Annotated in this window: 14 protein-coding genes; 10 read left to right on the forward strand and 4 right to left on the reverse strand. The window is 62.8% G+C overall.

Annotated elements, in window-relative coordinates:
• Positions 1 to 13: 13 nt before the first annotated feature.
• The 4 genes from NKI58_RS20620 to NKI58_RS20635 are packed head-to-tail and all read left to right on the forward strand — an operon-like array spanning position 14 to position 4096.
• The gene (locus tag NKI58_RS20620; RefSeq protein ID WP_352785321.1) at positions 14 to 1198 is read left to right on the forward strand and encodes an ABC transporter permease; all 1185 of its coding nucleotides are present in this window, start codon (positions 14 to 16) and stop codon (positions 1196 to 1198) included.
• 1 nt (position 1199) lies between these two features.
• Complete coding sequence (locus NKI58_RS20625) at positions 1200 to 2018, forward strand: ABC transporter ATP-binding protein (protein WP_023679999.1); 819 nt, start codon at positions 1200 to 1202, stop codon at positions 2016 to 2018.
• A gap of 13 nt (positions 2019 to 2031) precedes the next feature.
• Complete coding sequence (locus NKI58_RS20630) at positions 2032 to 3405, forward strand: MlaD family protein (protein WP_023679998.1); 1374 nt, start codon at positions 2032 to 2034, stop codon at positions 3403 to 3405.
• 37 nt (positions 3406 to 3442) lie between these two features.
• Complete coding sequence (locus NKI58_RS20635) at positions 3443 to 4096, forward strand: ABC-type transport auxiliary lipoprotein family protein (RefSeq protein ID WP_352502487.1); 654 nt, start codon at positions 3443 to 3445, stop codon at positions 4094 to 4096.
• 104 nt (positions 4097 to 4200) lie between these two features.
• On the opposite strand, the gene NKI58_RS20640 is transcribed toward NKI58_RS20635, so the two are convergent.
• Positions 4201 to 10587 (reverse strand): apolipoprotein A-IV repeat region-like domain-containing protein, encoded by a 6387-nt coding sequence (locus tag NKI58_RS20640; RefSeq protein ID WP_352853720.1) that lies wholly within the window; start codon positions 10585 to 10587, stop codon positions 4201 to 4203.
• Between the two features lie 285 nt (positions 10588 to 10872).
• Between NKI58_RS20640 and NKI58_RS20645 the strand changes: the two genes are divergently transcribed.
• From NKI58_RS20645 to NKI58_RS20655, 3 genes are all read left to right on the forward strand, one after another.
• Positions 10873 to 11241 carry an Hpt domain-containing protein gene (locus tag NKI58_RS20645; protein ID WP_292660938.1) on the forward strand — a complete coding sequence of 123 codons (369 nt, stop codon included), beginning with the start codon at positions 10873 to 10875 and terminating at the stop codon, positions 11239 to 11241.
• A 97-nt stretch (positions 11242 to 11338) separates the two neighbouring features.
• Positions 11339 to 11659: a 2Fe-2S iron-sulfur cluster-binding protein gene (locus tag NKI58_RS20650; protein WP_352785309.1), complete on the forward strand. Its 321-nt coding sequence runs from the start codon at positions 11339 to 11341 to the stop codon at positions 11657 to 11659.
• Between the two features lie 82 nt (positions 11660 to 11741).
• Entirely contained in the window at positions 11742 to 12770 is a 1029-nt protein-coding gene (locus tag NKI58_RS20655; RefSeq protein WP_352785292.1) for an NAD(P)/FAD-dependent oxidoreductase, read from the forward strand.
• A gap of 27 nt (positions 12771 to 12797) precedes the next feature.
• On the opposite strand, the gene NKI58_RS20660 is transcribed toward NKI58_RS20655, so the two are convergent.
• Both NKI58_RS20660 and NKI58_RS20665 read right to left on the reverse strand, forming a co-directional pair.
• A complete protein-coding gene (locus NKI58_RS20660; protein ID WP_352568757.1) occupies positions 12798 to 14279 on the reverse strand; it encodes an MDR family MFS transporter in 1482 nt (493 codons plus the stop codon).
• Between the two features lie 202 nt (positions 14280 to 14481).
• Positions 14482 to 15099 (reverse strand): DUF922 domain-containing Zn-dependent protease, encoded by a 618-nt coding sequence (locus tag NKI58_RS20665; protein WP_023674836.1) that lies wholly within the window; start codon positions 15097 to 15099, stop codon positions 14482 to 14484.
• A gap of 96 nt (positions 15100 to 15195) precedes the next feature.
• Here NKI58_RS20665 and folP point away from each other — a divergent pair, with 96 nt between their 5' ends.
• The 3 genes from folP to folK are packed head-to-tail and all read left to right on the forward strand — an operon-like array spanning position 15196 to position 16912.
• A complete protein-coding gene (gene folP, locus NKI58_RS20670; RefSeq protein ID WP_352568756.1) occupies positions 15196 to 16041 on the forward strand; it encodes a dihydropteroate synthase in 846 nt (281 codons plus the stop codon).
• Positions 16042 to 16044: 3 nt separating this feature from the next.
• The gene (gene folB / locus NKI58_RS20675) at positions 16045 to 16404 is read left to right on the forward strand and encodes a dihydroneopterin aldolase (protein WP_352568755.1); all 360 of its coding nucleotides are present in this window, start codon (positions 16045 to 16047) and stop codon (positions 16402 to 16404) included.
• The gene (gene folK, locus NKI58_RS20680; RefSeq protein WP_352455684.1) at positions 16388 to 16912 is read left to right on the forward strand and encodes a 2-amino-4-hydroxy-6-hydroxymethyldihydropteridine diphosphokinase; all 525 of its coding nucleotides are present in this window, start codon (positions 16388 to 16390) and stop codon (positions 16910 to 16912) included. Before folB ends, folK begins: the two co-directional genes overlap by 17 nt.
• A gap of 24 nt (positions 16913 to 16936) precedes the next feature.
• Here the strand turns inward: folK and NKI58_RS20685 are convergent, their stop codons facing one another.
• On the reverse strand, positions 16937 to 17488 hold the full coding sequence (locus NKI58_RS20685; protein WP_502894566.1) for a DUF924 family protein: 552 nt from the start codon (positions 17486 to 17488) through the stop codon (positions 16937 to 16939).
• Between the last annotated feature and the right edge of the window lie 5 nt (positions 17489 to 17493).

Genomic DNA, 17493 nt, shown 5'->3' on the forward strand with positions numbered 1-17493 from the left:
TAAACAGGATGCCATGTTGACCATCCGCAAACGCGACGCAAGCGGCCCTGCCAAGGAGCCCGACCACCAGCCGCGCATCGCGATCGGCGAGGAGGGCGACGTTCTCGGCTGCGCTTTCTCGGGAACCTGGACGACACGTACCGTTGCCCTGGTCGATGCCGAGATGCGTAAGATCGAGAAGCGCGGCGGCTTCAAGACGCTGGCGCTCGACCTTTCACAAATCGAGAAGATGGACACTGCCGGGGCGTGGCTGATCGACCGCCTGGTCAGCAGCTTCGAAAAGAAGGGCATCGAGATCACGATGCAGGGGCAAAGCGAGATTGCCTCGATCCTGCTCGGCGCCGTCGGTGATGCGGTCCGACGCGAGCCCGAATCAGGTCCGGCAAAGCCGCCCAACTTCATCATTCGCGGGCTCGAGGCGGTTGGCCGGCGCGTTTATGAGATGCGCGACGATTTCCTGGCCGCAATGAATATCCTCGGCGCCACGATACGCGGCTCGCAGATGAAGCTTGGCCGTGGCCATGCCGTCAACATGGCGGCGATCTTCAACCAGATCGATCGCATGGGTGTCGGCGCCATACCGGTAGTCGTGCTGATGTCGGCCATCGTCGGTGCGATCGTCGCCCAGCAAGGCGCTTATCAGCTCAGCTATTTCGGCGCCGACATCTTCGTCGTCGACCTGGTCGGGGTGCTGATCCTGCGCGAGCTCGGCGTGCTGATGACGGCGATCATGATCGCCGGCCGCTCCGGCAGTGCGATCACCGCCGAGATCGGCTCGATGAAGATGCGCGAAGAGGTCGATGCGCTGAAGGTGATCGGTCTTAATCCAATCGGCGTGCTGGTGTTTCCGCGGCTGGTCGCGCTGGTCGTCGCGCTGCCTTGCCTGACGATCATCGCCAACTTTGCCGCGCTGGGCGGCGGCATTTTGGCTGCATGGCTCTACTCCGATATTGCACCGGCAGCGTTCATCGACCGGCTGCGTGTCGCAATCGACCTCAGCACCATCTTTGCCGGCCTGATCAAGGCGCCGTTCATGGCCATGATCATCGGCATAATTGCCTCGGTCGAGGGCATGAAGGTTGGCGGCAGCGCCGAATCGCTTGGCCAGCATGTGACCGCCTCAGTGGTGAAGTCGATCTTCGTGGTCATTATCCTCGACGGGCTTTTCGCCATGTTCTATGCAGCGATCGAGTTCTGACATGGCGCTGCCGGGCACAAACACGACCAAGGTGGCGGCGAAAGCCAAAGAAGACGAGATCGTGCTGTCGGCGCACGACATCACGGTGTCGTTCGCCGACCAGGTCGTTCTCGACAAATTGTCGCTCGATATCTGGCGCGGGGAGATTCTCGGCTTCGTCGGTGCCTCCGGTGCCGGCAAATCTGTTCTCTTGCGCACCATCCTTGGCTTGACGCGCAAGCAATCGGGAACAATCAAACTGTTCGGCGTTGACGTCGAGAAGGCAACCGAAAGGGAGCGCCTTCGCATCGACATGCGGCTTGGCGTGCTGTTCCAGCATGGCGCCCTTTTTTCAGCGCTGACGGTCCTCGAAAACGTCCAGGTGCCGATGCGTGAATATCTCGATTTGCCGAAGAAGCTGATGGACGAACTTGCCATGCTCAAGGTCGAGCTGGTCGGACTGCCTCCGGATGCGGCGCAGAAATTCCCCTCCGAGCTCTCCGGCGGCATGATCAAGCGTGCTGCGCTGGCGCGCGCCCTGGCACTCGACCCGGATATCCTTTTCCTCGACGAACCGACGTCCGGGCTCGATCCGATCAGCGCGGCTGAGTTCGACGAATTGGTCGTCAAGCTGCGCGATACGATGGATTTGACCGTGTATATGGTCACCCACGATCTCGACACGCTGTTTACGGCGTGCGACCGCGTGGCGGTGCTCGGCAACAAGAAAGTGCTGGTCGAGGGCACGATCGACGACATGCTCAGGAGCGAGGAACCCTGGGTAAAATCCTATTTCCGCGGAAAACGCGCCCGGCAACTTGATCTTGCGGCGCGCGCATAGCCATAAGTGAGCAATGGAAACCAGGGCCAACTACGTCATTGTCGGCATTTTCACGCTGGCCGCGATCCTCGCGGCTTTCGCTTTCGTCTATTGGACGGCGGCAATCGGCGAAAAGGGTGAGACGACGGTGCTGCGCGTGCGCATTCCAGGCTCCGCTTCGGGGCTCGGCCGTGGCAGCTTCGTGCTGTTCAATGGCGTCAAAGTCGGCGACGTGCGCCGTGTCTATATCGACGTCGACAATCCGACCGCTGCTATCGCCGACACCGAAATAGACCGGAATACGCCTATCACCAAGTCGACGCAGGCCGATATCGGGCTTGCCGGCCTCACCGGCCAGGCCAACATCGAACTCAAGGGCGCCGACCCCAAAGAGCCAAAACTTCTCGACGAGGCGGAAAAGGAAGGCCGTGTCGCCGAGATCGTTGCCAACCCGTCGGCGGTCACCAATCTGCTACAGACAGCGCAGAACATCTTCACCCGCGCCGACAAGGTCCTTTCGGAGCTCGAAGGCTTCACCAAGGATGTTCGCGGGCCGCTGACGCAGACCGTCAACAATGTCCAGACCTTCTCCGATGCACTGGCCAGGAATGCGGACGGCGTCGACAAGTTCCTGGCCAGCGTCAGCTCGCTGGCGGACGAACTGAAGGGTGTTTCGGGCAAGCTCGACGGCACCCTGAAGGCGGCGGAAGGGCTACTCAACGCCGTCGACAAGGACCAGATCAAGAGCATCGTCGCCAATGTCGACACGGTCACTTCCAACCTCAAGGAAACCAGCAAGCAGTTCGACACGGTCATCAAGAACGTGGACACCGCGGTAGGCTCGATCAACGAGTTCGCCCAGAAGACGCAAGGCACGCTGGCCAAGGTCGACGGCGTTCTCGACGGCATCGATCCGGCTGAGGTTCGCACCGCGCTGGCCAATATCCAGAAGGCCAGCGAAAACGCCAATGAAGCTGCCGCCGACATCGCCAAGGTGACCAACAAGTTCGCCAACCGGGCCGACGACATCGACGAAACCATCAAAGACGCGCACCAGCTCGCAGGACGCCTCAACGATGCCTCGGTGCGAGTCGACGGTATCCTTGCCAAGGTCGACAAACTGCTCGGCTCCGGTCAGGCCGACGGCGTCATGGCCGATGCCAGGGCGACGCTCAAATCGTTCAAGCAGGTCGCCGACACGCTGAACGCCCGCCTCGGCACCATCACCGACAATCTGGCGCGGTTCTCGGGACAGGGGCTGCAAAACGTCGAATCGCTGGTCCAGGACAGCCGTCGTTCGATCAACCGCATCGAAGAGGCGGTGACCGACCTCAGCCGCAATCCACAGCGGATCCTGTCCGGCGGCGAGGGTGAGGTCCGGCAGTTCGACGGCAGGGTGCGCCGTTGACTTCGGCCTGCGCCCACCGCAAGAACATAGCTTGCGGATGCGCGTTGTTTCCACGATCCGGGGGGGATCGCGTTTGAAGTCGATCAGTTCAGGCAGCGTCAGATCGAGTGGGTTCAAGACCGGAGCGGCACTGCTGGCGCTTTCGCTCGCCGGCTGCGCGGCGCTGGGCGGCAAGCCGGCGCCGCTGGATACGTTTGAGCTTTCGGCGCCGTCGCTGGAAGCGCGTGCCCACAGCCGTCGCCAGATACTCATCGCTCAGCCATCGGCGCTCAAGGCGCTGGACAGCCAGAACATCGTCATCAAGCCGTCGCCGCGATCGATCCAGTATCTCAAGGGCGCGCAATGGGCCGACCGGCTGCCGATGATCGTACAGGCGCGGCTGGCAGAGACGTTCCAGCGCTCGGGCAGCTTCACCGGCGTCGGCAAGCCAGGCGAGGGGCTGGCGATCGACTATCAGGTGATCGTCGAGATCCGCTCGTTCGAGGTGCGTGTCGATGGCGGCGAACATGCCGAGGTCGAGCTGTTCGTGCGCCTGTTGAATGACCGCAACGGTGAAGTGCGCGCTTCGAAGACGTTTAGCGCCATCGCGCCCGTTTCGGGCAATGGCAACCAGGCCTATGTCGGCGCGCTCGATGCCGCGTTCGGCGATGCGGCCGGGCAAATCGTCCGCTGGACGGACACCGTGATCTGACACAGCCGGAACTGCCGGCACGGCACTCTACAGCGCCAATGGAATTCAGTACGGCATGAAAAAGGCGGGAAATCCCGCCTTTTCGTTTGTTCTCTGTCGCCCGCTTAGTGCAGGCGGCCGCTGGCGTGGGCCAGCATGGTGTAGACCTTGCCGGTATCCGACGTCAGGTAGGTCTGCGCCATGATGTTGTCGCGGTCGTTGCGCGACACGTCATTGAGCAGCTTTTCGAAATCGTCGCAGTAACGATCGACAGCAGCGCGGAACTCCGCCTCTGACTGATATTTGCGGCGGATCTCGTCGAACGTCTGCTGGCCCTTCAGCGTGTAAAGTCGGCGCGTGAAGACGTCGCGCTCGCCGCGCCGGTAGCGGTTCCACAGCTCGATCGAGGCATCGTGATCGATGGCGCGTGCGATATCGACCGAGAGCGAGTTCAGTGATTCCACGACATGAAGCGGCGAACGCGCAGCGGGAGCCGGGCGCGGCGCTTCGGCAGGCGCTGCCGGCTTGGCGTCGTCTTCGCGTGATGCACCGGTCAGGAGGTCACGCACCCAACCGCCCTGCGGCGTGCGGCCGTTGGGGTCGCGCTGGCGCGGCGCTTGGTCTGCGGGACGTTCGAGGTCGAGCGTGCCGCGCAGCGCCGTCTCGCCCGAAGGCGCCTGCGGTGCACGGCGCTGTTCGGGAGCCGGAGCCGGGCGGCGTGGCGGTTCGGCGGGGCGTGCGGCAGGCGCTTGCGGCGCCGGACGCAGGTTGCGCTGTTCCGAACTGTCGGCGCTGCGGCCAGATTTCGCAACGATTTCAGAAAGTTCCTTCAGCGCGTTGATCTGCTCTGAAACGGCACGGCGGATAGCCGTGGTTGATTCCTTTGCCTCTTCCGGCATCTCGATGACGCCTTTCTTGAGCTCGGCGCGGGTGAGGTCGAGCTCGCTCTTGATCGAGCCGGCGGTACGCCGCATCTCCTCGGTCGCATCAGCAAAGCGCTTGGTTGCCGAATCGACCACTTCGGAAATCGCGGTACGGATCTTGTCGGCGGATTCCAGCGTCTTGCCTTCGGCGTTCTGCAACGTCTGGCCGACCAGATTCTCGAACGAGCGCATGACCCTTTCGAGATCTTCCGATTTCTTGACAAGGCCGACCGCGAGGTCCTCCAGTGACGATTGCCTTTCGAGCGTGTGCTCGAGATTGCTCTGGGCCGAGCTCAACAGGTCCGAGGCACTGGAAAGCAACCGGCTGTGCTCGTCGAACTTGGTGGCGATTGAAGCAACCTCGCGCAAGGTCGAGGACGACAGCTCGGTGAGCCGCGTCGTGTTCGAATCGACCAGACGCGCCGAACTGGCGAAGGTCTGCGCGGTCTTTTCGGTAGTCGCTGCGAAGCTTTGCGTGCTGCCGGTCAGGCGTTCGTCGACCTGGCCGAGATTGGTCGCCGCCTGCTCGATCAACTGACCGAGCTGCGAGCTGGAGGTGGTCATGCGGCCGATGAGGTCGGCAACGCTGTCGGCAAGCGTCGAGCGCGCGCCTTCGACGGCCGACAGGGTTTCGGCCGTACGGCTGGCGAGGGCGTCGACGAGGGCGGCGTTTTGAGTGCGCAGCTTCTCGGTCGCACGTTCGGTGACCTCTTCCATGCTCTTTTGCAGCTCGGAGCCGCCCTGGGCGAAGCGCTCGACCAGAGGCCGCGCCGTCTCGTCCAGGATTTTCGATATTTCGGCCGAACGGGCCGCAAGCATCGTATTGAGCTCGCGAGTATTGGCACCGATGGTCTTTGCAGCGTCATTGGTGCTCTGGCCGATATGCTGGCCGACCGCGGTGAAGGTTTCGGCGATCGAGTTGGCGCGCGAGACCAACTGCGCCTCGGCATTCGAGACCTGTTCGTTGAGCTTTTGGCCCATTGTCTCGGCGGAGTAGGCGAGGCGGTTCTCGACGCTGGCGACCTGCTCCTCGACGCGGACCGCTGTGGCTGCGGCACTCGATGCCAGGCGTTCGTCGGCACCGGCAAGCAGTTGCTCGATTTCACGGGCATGGACGGCGAGTTCCTGGCCAGTCTGCCTGGCGCGTTCGGCAACCCGCTGCTCGGTGCTGGTGAAGGCACCGACAATGGTGTCGGCATGTTCGCCGATGGCGGTGTTGCTGTCGGCAATGCGGGACACCAGACGATGATCCGCCTCCTCGAAGATGCGGCCGATCTCGGACGCACGGGCCGAAAGTGCTTCGGAGCCTTCGGCAATGCGCGAAATAAGTTGCTGGTCGGCGGCATCGAAAATGCGACCGAGATCCGACGCGCGTGCCGCGAGCGCTTCGGCGGATTCGCCGATGCGCACGCCCAGCCGCTCGTCGGCCGTTTCGAAATTGCGCAGGATGTCGCCGGCACGTGCCGCCAGCGACTGGGCCGTTTCGATGGCGCGAGAGACCAGCCTGTGGTCCGCCGCGTCGAAGGTGCCGGCAATCTCACTTGCTCTGGCTGCCAGCTGATCGGCCGTTTCCTGGGCACGCGCGAGCAAGCTGTTCGACGTGTCGTCGACGCGGGCAATCAGTGCGCTCGACGTATCCTCGGCGCGGGCGGCGAGGCGACGATCCGCCTCTTCAAAGGTGCGGGCGATGTCCTCCGCCCTGGCGAGCAGGGCGGCCGAGGTCTGCTCGGCGCGCTCGGCGATCTTGCGGTCGGCATCGCTGAATGCCGCGCCCGCCTGCTCATGCAGCGCGCTGGTAACTTCCATGACCTTCTCGCGCAGCGCGCCGGCGACGAAGACCGCGCTTCTTTCGAGCACACTGCGCACGTTGTCGACACCCGTCGACAGCGCCCGCTCCATTGTGCTGGCGCGCTCTTCAATGATGCCTGTCTGCCGGCTGAACGCCTGCTCGATCTTTTCTACGTCCGCAGCGATCGCATCGGAGATGTCGGTGCTCCTGGCGGCGATCTGGTCGATATGGCCGGACAGCGAACGGTCGACATCCTTGCGCGTTTCGGCGAGCCTGGAGAGATCGTCCTGCAATGCGCGGGTCAGCATGTCGCGGCCCTCGCTCAGCTTGCCGACATGACCGGCGACGATCTCGTCGACTTCGCTGCGGCTCATTGCAAGCCTCTCCAGATCGGCTTCCAACGCGCGCCTGAGGATGTCGCGGCCTTCCGCCAGTTTCTCAACCTGGCCGGCAACCAGCCCATCGATGCTCGAGCGGCTTTCCGCCAGCTTGGCGAGATCGTCCTCGAGCGCCTTCGACAGGGTCGAGCGGTCCTGGACGAGCTTCTCTGCGTGGGTTGCGACAAGGCTGTTCACGTTGCCGAGATCGGCTTCCAGCGCACGCGAAAACTGCGCGCGATTATCGGTCAATAGCTGCGACTGATCGGCGATGGCGCCCCTGATCGTGCTGAGATCGGCCTCCAAGGCGCGCTTGAGGATGTCGCGACCTTCGGCCAGCTTCTCGACCTGGCCGGAAACCAGTCCGTCGATGCTCGAGCGGCTTTCGGCCAGCTTGGTAAGATCGTCTTCCAGCGCGCGCTTGAGGATGTCGCGACCCTCGGCCAGCTTCTCGACCTGGCCTGCGACCAGCCCGTCGATGCTCGACCGGCTCTCTGCCAGCCTGGCAAGATCGTCCTCGAGCGCCTTCGACAGGGCCGAACGGTCCTCGGCGAGCTTGTTCATATGTTCGGAGACGACGCCCCGCACGGTCTCGAGATCGGTCTCCAGTGCCCGCGACAGCTGACCACGATCCTCCGCCAGCTTCTCGGATTGGCCGGCGATGACATCCTTGACAGTGCTCAGATCGGCTTCGAGCGCACGCTTGAGGATGTCGCGGCCCTCTGCAAGCTTTTCGACCTGGCCGGCAACCATCACATCGATGCTCGAGCGGCTTTCGGCCAACTTGGCGAGATCGTCTTCGAGCGCCTTCGAAAGGGTCGAACGGTCTTCGGTGAGTTTGTTCATGTGATCGGAGACAACGCCCCGCACGGCCTGCAGGTCGCTCTCCAGTGCCCGCGACAACTGGCCACGGTCTTCCGCCAGCTTTTCGGACTGGCCGGCGATGACGCCCTTGATCGCGTTCAGGTCCGATTCCAGCGCGCGCTTGAGGATGTCGCGGCCTTCGGCCAGCTTCTCGACCTGGCCGGCAACCAGCCCGTCGATGCTCGACCGACTTTCGGCCAGCTTGGCAAGATCGTCTTCAAGCGTCTTCGAAAGCAGGCTGCGATCATCGGCGAGCCTGCCCGAATGATCGGCGATCAGGCTCCTGATGTCGGACATGTCGTTATCGAGTGACTGGGAAAGCCCGCTGCGGTCTTGCGCCAATTTCGCCGAATGCGCCTCGATGAGCCCATTGATGCCGGCAATGTCGGCTTCCAGCGCACTGGCGAGTATGGCGCGGCCCTCGGCGATCTTTTCGACCTGACCGGCGACGAGCCCGTCGATGCTGGCGCGACTCTCTGCCAGCTTGCCGAGGTCGGCCTCGAGCGCGCGCGAAAGGATGCTGCGGCCTTCGGCGAGCTTGCCGACGTGCCCGGCAACCATTTCATCAATTATCGTGCGGGCTTGCACGAGTTTTCCAGAGTCTTCGTTCAAGGCCTGGGCAAGCCTGTTGCGACCCTCTTCAAGGCTTTCGAGATGGCTGCCCAGCGAAGCGTCGATCGCTGCGCGCGATTCGTTGACCTTGCGCAGATCCTCTTCAAGGGCGCGCGAGATCAGGCCGCGGCCTTCGGCTAGCTTCTGCACCTGGTTAGCCACCGCTGCGTCGATTTCGGCGCGACCTTCGGCGAACTTCGCCAGATCGGCCTGCATTGCCGCCGCCATCCGGTCGCGGCTTTCGGAAAGCTTGCGGCTGTGGTTCTCGACGGCTTCCTCGATGCCGGCGCGAGCATCGGCAAGCCGCTCGATGTCCGTATCGAACGAACGCGATACGACATGGCGCGCCGCTTCCATGCGCCCGGCGAAATCGCCGGCGCGGGCTTCAAGCATGGTCGAGGTCGATGAAATGATGTCGGCCATGTCGGCGCCGATCTGGGTCTTGCCCTGATCGATCATCGCCGACAGCGTATCCTTGCTATCCTGGAATGTGTGGGCGATTTCGCGGGCGCGCTCGACCAGCGTCTCGTTGATTTGGCGTGCGCGAGCCTCCAGCGCGGCGTTGAGCTTCTGCGTGCCGGTGTCGAGCGCCTCGGCGCGGGTCTGGAACTCGCTGATCAGCGCCTGGCCACGTTCAGCAAGCGTCCGCTCGATGCCGTTGAGGCTGGCTTCGAATTCCGAATTGAGTGTGCGGGCGGCACCGCCGAGCAGCGACACCATGCCGCTCGTGCGGTCGTCGAGCAGGTCGGTCAGCGACCGCGTCAGGCCATCGGTGGTGTCCGTCAGCTTGGCGATCCGGGTGTCGAGCAGGCTGGCGAAGGCCTCGCCCGACGTCGACAGCCGATCGGTGATCGATTCGAGCCGGCCTTCCACCGAATCGAAGATCGACAACGAGCTTCCGTTGATCCTGTCGATCAGCGTATCGCCGGATTCGTTGATCGTCATCGACAGCTTGGTCGAGGCGTTGAGAATGCTGTCGCGAATGATATCGCTGGCGGCGTTGATCTCGTCTTTCAGTGTCTCGTGGGCGCCGGTGATCGAGGCGCGCACGCGCTCGGCATGGGTGACGACCGCTTCGCGCTCGCTGCCCAGCCCGTCGACCAGCGAGCGGATGCGGGACTCGTTCTCTGAATAGGAGCGCTCGATCTGGTTCACCTCGCTGTGGACCAGCGTTTCGAGCTCGACGGCACGCGCAAGCGTGCGTTCGATGCCTTCGCCCATGGCTGCCACCTCGCGGCGAACCGCTTGGCCGATCATCATGACGCGATCCTGGGCAAGATTTTCCGGCTCGGCGAGACGGAAGGCCACCTCGGTCATCGACTGCGCGGCAAGGCGCATCTCCTGAGCGCGGCGAATCATCACTGCGAATGCCCAGAACAGGATGACGGGCACGATTGCCGCGACCGCCAGGCCGATCAGCTGCGGACGGGCGAAAAACTGATCGAAGGTGCGGATGTTCCAGATGCCAGGTCCGAACAACAGGTTCGCAAGGCCGCCAGCGCCGGCGATCCAGGCCAGCGAAACGAAAGCCACGACCCAGTAGATCGTGTTCGAGGCGCGCCGATTGAGGGTGTGCAGGAGCGTCTTATAGTCTTTTTGACGATCGTCGTTGGCCGGCGAGAAAGCTGCCGGCTGCAAGCCATTGCGCGTTGCGACAGGACGCAACTCAGCCGGCTTGGCCTTTGGCGCGGGATTTGCGATCTGGCTTTGATTGGCGGCAGGTGCCGCGTTCTGGGTCTGGTCCGGGGCAGGGGCTTCGTTCTGGCTGCGACCTTCGCGCGCCAGCTCGTCGGCGGCTTGCGATATTTGCGCTTCGAGATCTTCCATGGATGCAGCCATGTCGAAGTCGCCGCCGGCATCGCCGCTCAGATCGATATCAAGTGCCTTTTCAAGTTCCCTGGCTACGTCGCTGTCGAGCGTTCTTGTCGTCGTTGGTTTCTTCGCCATGCCTTCGCTACCCTGTACAAGCTGCCGCGGGACTTATGGTTCTGCTTATTGATTCTGCCTAGCGTGTCCCGCGCAGGAGGCTGAAAATGGACCTGTCGTATCGTAATGACACAGCCGGGTAAAGAAAACATGCATTCCGCCCGATACGTAAAACTTTAAATATAAGGTTAACACAGCCGTGATTCCGGCGCCGTTATCGCGACATTTTTCCGGGCCAATCATTAACCCGTTGTCCACCGGATACGCCTAGTTTTTGCGGCGGTCGAAGAACGGAGTCTCAAAGTGATACGTGGCGAAAACGGCATTGCCTTCTCGATGCCCGGCGGCGACGTGTCGGGGACAGCCGGGGCGCGGCCGATCGACCTGGCGCATCTTGCGCGCCAGACGATGGGCGATCGGAGCCTCGAGCAGGAGGTGCTGGCTCTGTTCGTGCAGCAGGCGCTGTCGGTGCGCGACAAGATCGTCGATGCGGATGTCAGGCAGCGGCTGCTATTGGCACACGGGCTCAAAGGCTCGGCGCGTGGGGTCGGCGCCTTCGCCATTGCCGATTGCGCCAGCGCGATCGAATGCCGGCCCGAAGACGCCAGCACGCTGAAGCGGCTTGGCTCGCTGATCGAAGAAGTGCGCGACTTCGTCGCCGCCATCAGCCGATAGGACTTATCCCAAAGACGCCACGCACGGGCGCTTTCGCGCCGCAGTTGACTTGTCCGGCAGAGTGATTATGTCGGCTCAGACTCCCTTCAGGTGACAAATGACCAAGCTGACCTTCATCGCCCATGACGGCACGCATTTTGACGTGGATGCCGAAAACGGCTCGACCGTCATGGAAAATGCGATCCGCAATGCGGTGCCGGGAATAGAAGCGGAATGCGGCGGCGCCTGCGCCTGCGCGACCTGCCATGTTTATGTCGACGAAGCCTGGACGGCGCAGGTCGGCGAGCCGGAAGCCATGGAAGAGGACATGCTGGATTTCGCCTACGAGGTCCAGCCGAACTCGCGGCTGTCATGCCAGATCAAGGTGCGCGACGCTCTCGACGGGCTGGTCGTGCGCGTGCCGGCCCGCCAGGGCTGAAGCCGATTTTTGCGGCTGCCGCTTGGCAGCGGACCAATGGTCATGCAGTGTCGCGCCGTTTTCCCATAAAGGCGCATGCTTCATGACCGCTATCACCAAGACGGACGTACTCATTGTCGGGGCAGGGCCTGTCGGCCTGTTTGCCGTATTCGAGCTCGGCCTCTTCGACATGAAGTGCCATCTGATCGACATACTCGACCGGCCCGGCGGGCAATGCGCCGAACTCTACCCGGAAAAGCCGATCTACGACATTCCGGGCTGGCCCTCGATCTCGGCGCAAGGCCTGGTCGACAAGCTGCTTGAGCAGATCGCGCCGTTCAAGCCCGAATTCACCTATAGCCGCATGGTTTCGAGCCTGGAAAGGCTGGACGACGGCAGCTTCCGCGTCATTACCGACGAAAACGAGGTGTTCGAAGCCAAAATTGTGGTGATTGCCGCCGGCGGCGGTTCGTTCCAGCCGAAGCGGCCGCCGATTCCAGGCATCGAACCCTATGAAGGCAAGAGCGTGTTCTACTCGGTGCGCCGGATGGAGGACTTTCGCTGCCATGACCTCGTCATCGTCGGCGGCGGCGATTCGGCGCTCGATTGGACGCTGAACCTGCAGCCGGTCGCCAAGAGCGTGACGCTGGTGCACCGGCGGCCCGAATTCCGCGCAGCGCCCGACAGTGTCAACAAGATGTATGCCATGCAGGAGATGAAGCAGCTGGAATTCCAGGTTGGACAGGTGACTGGCCTGACCGGCAGCGACGGCCAGCTAGTCTCGGCCACGATCAAGGGGCCGGAGGGCGATGTCGAAGTGCCGTGCACGCGGATGCTGCCGTTCTTCGGCCTGACGATGAAGCTCGGCCCAATCGCCGAATGGGGCCTCAACCTCCACGAGAACCTGATCCCGGTCGACACCGAAAAATTCCAGACGTCGGTGCCCGGCATCTTCGCCGTCGGCGACATCAACTGGTACCCCGGCAAGCTGAAGCTGATCCTGTCGGGCTTCCACGAGGTCGCCTTGATGGCGCAAGCGGCCAAGCGCATCGTCAGCCCCGGCGAGCGCATCGTTTTTCAGTATACGACCTCGTCAACCAGTCTGCACAAGAAGCTCGGCGTGGTCGACTGAACCTCGCCATATTTTCGCCGAGCCGGTCTACTCCGCCAGGGCTGGAGCCACAGCCTCGGCATGGCCGCGAAGCGTTTTCTCCGGCATCAGCCAGAGCGTGATGAGCGACAACAGCAAGATCGCGGCCGCGGCAAGAAAGATCATCACGAACGGCATGGCCGAGGCGATATGGCCAGCCGGCTGCGTGCCTTCGCTGGCCAGCGGCAGCCCGTAACCAAGGGCGACGGCACCGAGCATAGCGACGCCAAGCGCGCTGCCCAGCGAGCGCAGGAAGGTGAGAACGCCGGTCGCTACGCCAAGGTGCATGCGATCGACGGCGTTCTGGACCGAGACGGTGGCAACCGGAAAGGTCGTGCCTGTACCCAGGCCTACGCAGGTCGTCAACACCTCGACGAGCAAAAGTGAGGCATGCCCGGCGACCAGGCTGAGCACGCCGAGGCACAGGATCGAGAAAACAGTTCCGATCATGGCAATGCGCTTATAGTGGAAAAAGCGCGGGATCATTCGCGCGCTGAATGTCGCACCGGCCACCGTGCCGAGCATCAGCCCAAGCAACGCGGTGCCCGATTGACTGACCGACAGGCCGACGACCGATTGCAGGTAGACCGGCAGATAGACCGACAGGCCGACATTGGCGGCCTGCAGTAGGAACATCGACAATGTGCCGGCGAGAACGATCGGATTGCCGAGCACTTCGAGCGAGATCAGCGGTTCGGCCGCGCGCATGAGCCGCAGCGCGAACGCGCTCCAGAACACCGCCGAGCAGGCGAGCAGTCCAAGGATTTCAGGCGACAGCCACGGATACTCGCTGCCGCCCCAGTTCAAGGCAAGCAGCAGCAGCGAGGTGGCCGCGACCAGAAGCAGCGCGCCGAGGCCGTCGATGCGGTGATGTTTTGCGGCGATCGGCAGCTTCTTGAGCGGGTTGTTGATGATCGCCATGGCCAGCAGGCCGAGCGGAATGTTGATCCAGAAGATCAGCGACCAATGCAGATGTTCGGCGAAGGTGCCGCCGAGGAGCGGCCCCGCGATGCTGGCGACGGCCCATGTGCCCGAGATCCAGGCGGCGTATCGGGCCCGCTCGCGCGGCGGCACGAGGTCGCCGATCACGGTCTGCGTCAGGGCGAACAGGCCGCCGCCACCGGCGCCCTGGATCGCCCGGCCGACAACCAGGACCAGCATGTTAGGGGCCGTGGCGCTGACCAGCGAGCCGGCGAGAAAGATCAGGATTGCAGCATAGACGGTCGGCCGGCGACCATAAATATCGGAGATCTTGCCGTAGAGCGGCGCCACGGCGGTCGCGGTCAGAAGATAGCCGGTCACGATCCATGGCAGATATTCGGCATGCCCGAGCAGACGGGCCATCGTCGGCATCGCCGGCGCGACGATGGTCTGGTCGAGCGCCGCCAGCAGCATCGACAAAAGCACGCCGCCGATGATGGCGTTTTTCTCGGTTTCGGTCAGCGGCGCGCTGGTTTCCACCATCGTTTGCTTGTCGACAGCCTGGTCCATATCCGTTCATCCATTATGCCTGCGTGCACGTCCGCGACGGGCTGGGAAGCATCTAGGTACGCCGATTGGCGTTTGCCGGAGGCTGATCCCTGCGAACCTGGCATATGTCGTTCGCTATAGGCCGATTTCGACAGCGGCTCGAAAGTTTTCCGAAGCTGGCACTATGTTTCGGCAAAATTGGCTTTGTCCGACGACGCGGAGTTCAGCCGGGAGCGAGCCGGCCGTTCTCAATGCGCTCGATGCGATAGTGCAAAAGCCGCAGGATGCGGCTTTGGAAATTGGCGCTTTCGACGCGATCGAAGCGCATCTGGTCCTGGTCGTGTTTGGCAAGCATGGCCGCAGTGATTTTTGCGGCCTTGGCCTTTGCCAGTTCGCAGGTCTTTTCCGGGTAGCTCGCCTTCAAGGCGTCTTCTAGTTCGCGGCCGTGGTTCTTGGCAATCTCGACGTGGCGTTCCTCATGGCGCTTGATGTCGGCGGACAACGTATCCCAGAACAGCCTGACGCCGGCATCGGCTTTGCGCGGGCGGCGCCACTCAGGAAGGATGACCTTGACCTTGACGGTGACGACAGCGTCGGCAATCCAGCACGAGCCCGGCTTTTGCGCATAGCTGACGCGGGTGGTGAACGCCATCTGGGTAGCTCCCGGATGCCGCGACCCGGTGCTTTTCACCTGAGGCCCGAGTTTCGACAGCTGGGTCTCGATGTCGTCGAGCGTCCTGCCGCCGATCGGGAAATAACTATATGTCTTGACGAGAGTTGCAGCGCCGGCCGGGAATGCGGTCAGAGCGAGCATCAGGGCGCAGAGGAGGGATCGTTTCATCGTGTTGCCTCTTTCCCCACCTTGCTTTACCGCCGTCCTCGGCGCAACGGAATTGATCCCCCGCCACGCCGCGAGATCGAACATGGTTGATGGGCAATGATGACAGGGCGATGGCAATTGGCGCACGGACGCCATCTCGACCTTGGCGGCAAGGCCGTGGTCGTCGGCATCCTCAACATCACGCCGGACAGTTTTTCCGACGGCGGCCTGTTCGATGCGCCGGAAAAAGCAGTGGCTCAGGCGCGCCGCATGGTCGAGGAGGGGGCCTCCGTCATCGACATCGGCGGAGAATCGACACGTCCCGGGGCGTCTGCGGTCTCCGCAAAGGAAGAGCAGGCTCGCATATTGCCGGTCATCGAGGCGCTCGCGACGTCTGGCGGAACGCTGATCTCGGTCGATACCTATCGCGAGGATACGGCCCGGCTTGCCGTCCAAGCCGGCGCGCATATCGTCAATGACGTCTGGGGCCTGCAGCGCGAACCGGGCATTGCCCGGGTCGCGGCCGAAACCGGCGCTGGCCTTGTCGTCATGCACACTGGACGGGACCGGCAGAAACTGCCCGACGTGATTGCCGATCAGCTCTTCTTCCTCAGGAAGTCGCTGGAAATCGCGCGGCGGAGCGGTGTTGCCGACGACCATATCGTGCTCGATCCGGGCTTCGGCTTTGCCAAGGAGACGGCAGCGGAAAATCTTGACCTGATGGCACGGTTTTCCGAGCTTCATGCGCTGGGTTTTCCACTGATGGCCGGCACATCGCGAAAGCGCTTTATCGGCACCGTCACCGGCCGCGACGCAGCCGCAAGAGGCGCCGGGACCGCGGCCACCAGCGTTATCCTGAGGCTCAAAGGCGCGCATCTCTTTCGCGTCCACGATGTCGCAATCAACGTGGATGCGCTGGCCATCGCCGATGCTATGCTGGCACGTGAGATCGGGGAAAGCTGAGCCATGTATGTCATCCGCATGAAGAACTGCGCCTTCTTTGCCCGGCACGGTGTGCTGGACGAAGAAGAGACGCTCGGCCAGCGCTTTTATGTCGATGCGGCACTCACGGTGGATCCCGGGCAGGCGCTGGTCGAGGATTCCATCGAGGACACCGTCAATTACGGCATCGCCTTTGCGGTCATCGAGAAGATCATTACCGGCGAACGGCGCTTTCTGATCGAAGCGCTGGCGCTCGAAGTGGCGAGGGCGCTGACGGCGCGGTTTCCGCAGATCAAAAAGGCCGAAATCACCGTGCGCAAGCCAAACGCCCCGGTGCCGGGTGTGCTCGATCATGTCGAGGTGACCGTTGTCTGGCCAGAATAGTAATAACAACAACACCGTCTATCTCAGCCTTGGCGGCAATCTCGGTGATCCGGCGAAGTCGATGGCTGCGGCACTGGGCATTCTGGATGCCAACGAGAGAACGCGCGTCGTTGCCGTTTCGTCGCTCTACCGCACGCCGCCCTGGGGCAAGCTCGATCAGCCGGATTTCCTCAACGCGGCGGCCGAAATCTCGACCGCGCTCGCGCCACGGGCTTTGCTCGACCTTTGCCTCGACGCCGAGCGAAAACTGAAGCGGGTGCGCGAGGAGCGCTGGGGTCCACGCCTGATCGATATCGACATTCTGGTGTTCGGCGACCGCATCATCCACGAGACCGGACTGGAGGTGCCGCATCCGCGCATGCTGGAGCGCGCCTTCGTGCTGGCGCCGCTGGCAGAAATTGCGCCGGAGCTTGTGGTCGACGGCAAAAGCGTATCGGAACGGCTGGCCGCCGTCGACACATCGGGCATTGAACGGCTGCCGTCAGGCCGGGATTGGTGGAAAACCTGACGCTGCCGCCATCGGTGCCTGAAATCAGCCGGAGAACCCACCTCCGTCGAGGAACATTTGTTCGTCCGGTGTCGTCTCGCGGCCAAGCATCCTGTTTCGATGCGGAAAGCGGCCGAAGCGCTGGATGATGTCGCGATGCTCGATCGCATATTTCAGATAGATCGGGGCTTTGGCGGCGGTAAGCTCTGCCGATTTGAGCTGATCGGCGAGGTCCTCCGAATGCTCATAGGGCAGATAGAGAAAAACGCGGAGCTCTTCGTCGAGTGCCAGGTCATGGCCGGCAGCGATCGCTTTCCCGGCGAAATGCCGCGCCAGCGGGTCCGTGGCGTACATGTGGCCGGTGGCGCGAAAGCAGTTTCGCGGAAACTGGTCGAGCAGGATCATCAGTGCCAGCGACCCTTCGGCGTGTTCGGACCAGCCGTCGCATTCGCGGCGGGCGGCGGCAAAGTGCAGATCGAGAAACCGGGTGCGGAAGTCGGCATCAAAGGCGTCGTTCTTCTCGAACCACGCGTCCTCCCCGGCGTCGCGCCAGAATCTGGTGATGGAGACAGCGCGCTCGTCCAGTTCGTTCATCATTCGCG

The sequence above is a fragment of the Mesorhizobium sp. M0522 genome (assembly GCF_040321085.1).
In the GTDB taxonomy this organism is placed as follows: domain Bacteria; phylum Pseudomonadota; class Alphaproteobacteria; order Rhizobiales; family Rhizobiaceae; genus Mesorhizobium.

Bases quoted from the DNA above. Each gene is read 5' to 3' on its own strand.
- NKI58_RS20635 (WP_352502487.1), top strand. From the start codon at position 3,443: ATGCGCGTTGTTTCCACGATCCGGGGGGGATCGCGTTTGAAGTCGATC.
- NKI58_RS20665 (WP_023674836.1), bottom strand. From the start codon at position 15,099: ATGAAACGATCCCTCCTCTGCGCCCTGATGCTCGCTCTGACCGCATTC.
- NKI58_RS20640 (WP_352853720.1), bottom strand. From the start codon at position 10,587: ATGGCGAAGAAACCAACGACGACAAGAACGCTCGACAGCGACGTAGCC.
- NKI58_RS20625 (WP_023679999.1), top strand. From the start codon at position 1,200: ATGGCGCTGCCGGGCACAAACACGACCAAGGTGGCGGCGAAAGCCAAA.
- NKI58_RS20630 (WP_023679998.1), top strand. From the start codon at position 2,032: ATGGAAACCAGGGCCAACTACGTCATTGTCGGCATTTTCACGCTGGCC.
- NKI58_RS20660 (WP_352568757.1), bottom strand. From the start codon at position 14,279: ATGGACCAGGCTGTCGACAAGCAAACGATGGTGGAAACCAGCGCGCCG.
- folP (WP_352568756.1), top strand. From the start codon at position 15,196: ATGATGACAGGGCGATGGCAATTGGCGCACGGACGCCATCTCGACCTT.
- NKI58_RS20620 (WP_352785321.1), top strand. From the start codon at position 14: ATGTTGACCATCCGCAAACGCGACGCAAGCGGCCCTGCCAAGGAGCCC.
- NKI58_RS20650 (WP_352785309.1), top strand. From the start codon at position 11,339: ATGACCAAGCTGACCTTCATCGCCCATGACGGCACGCATTTTGACGTG.
- folB (WP_352568755.1), top strand. From the start codon at position 16,045: ATGTATGTCATCCGCATGAAGAACTGCGCCTTCTTTGCCCGGCACGGT.
- NKI58_RS20655 (WP_352785292.1), top strand. From the start codon at position 11,742: ATGACCGCTATCACCAAGACGGACGTACTCATTGTCGGGGCAGGGCCT.
- NKI58_RS20685 (WP_502894566.1), bottom strand. From the start codon at position 17,488: ATGATGAACGAACTGGACGAGCGCGCTGTCTCCATCACCAGATTCTGG.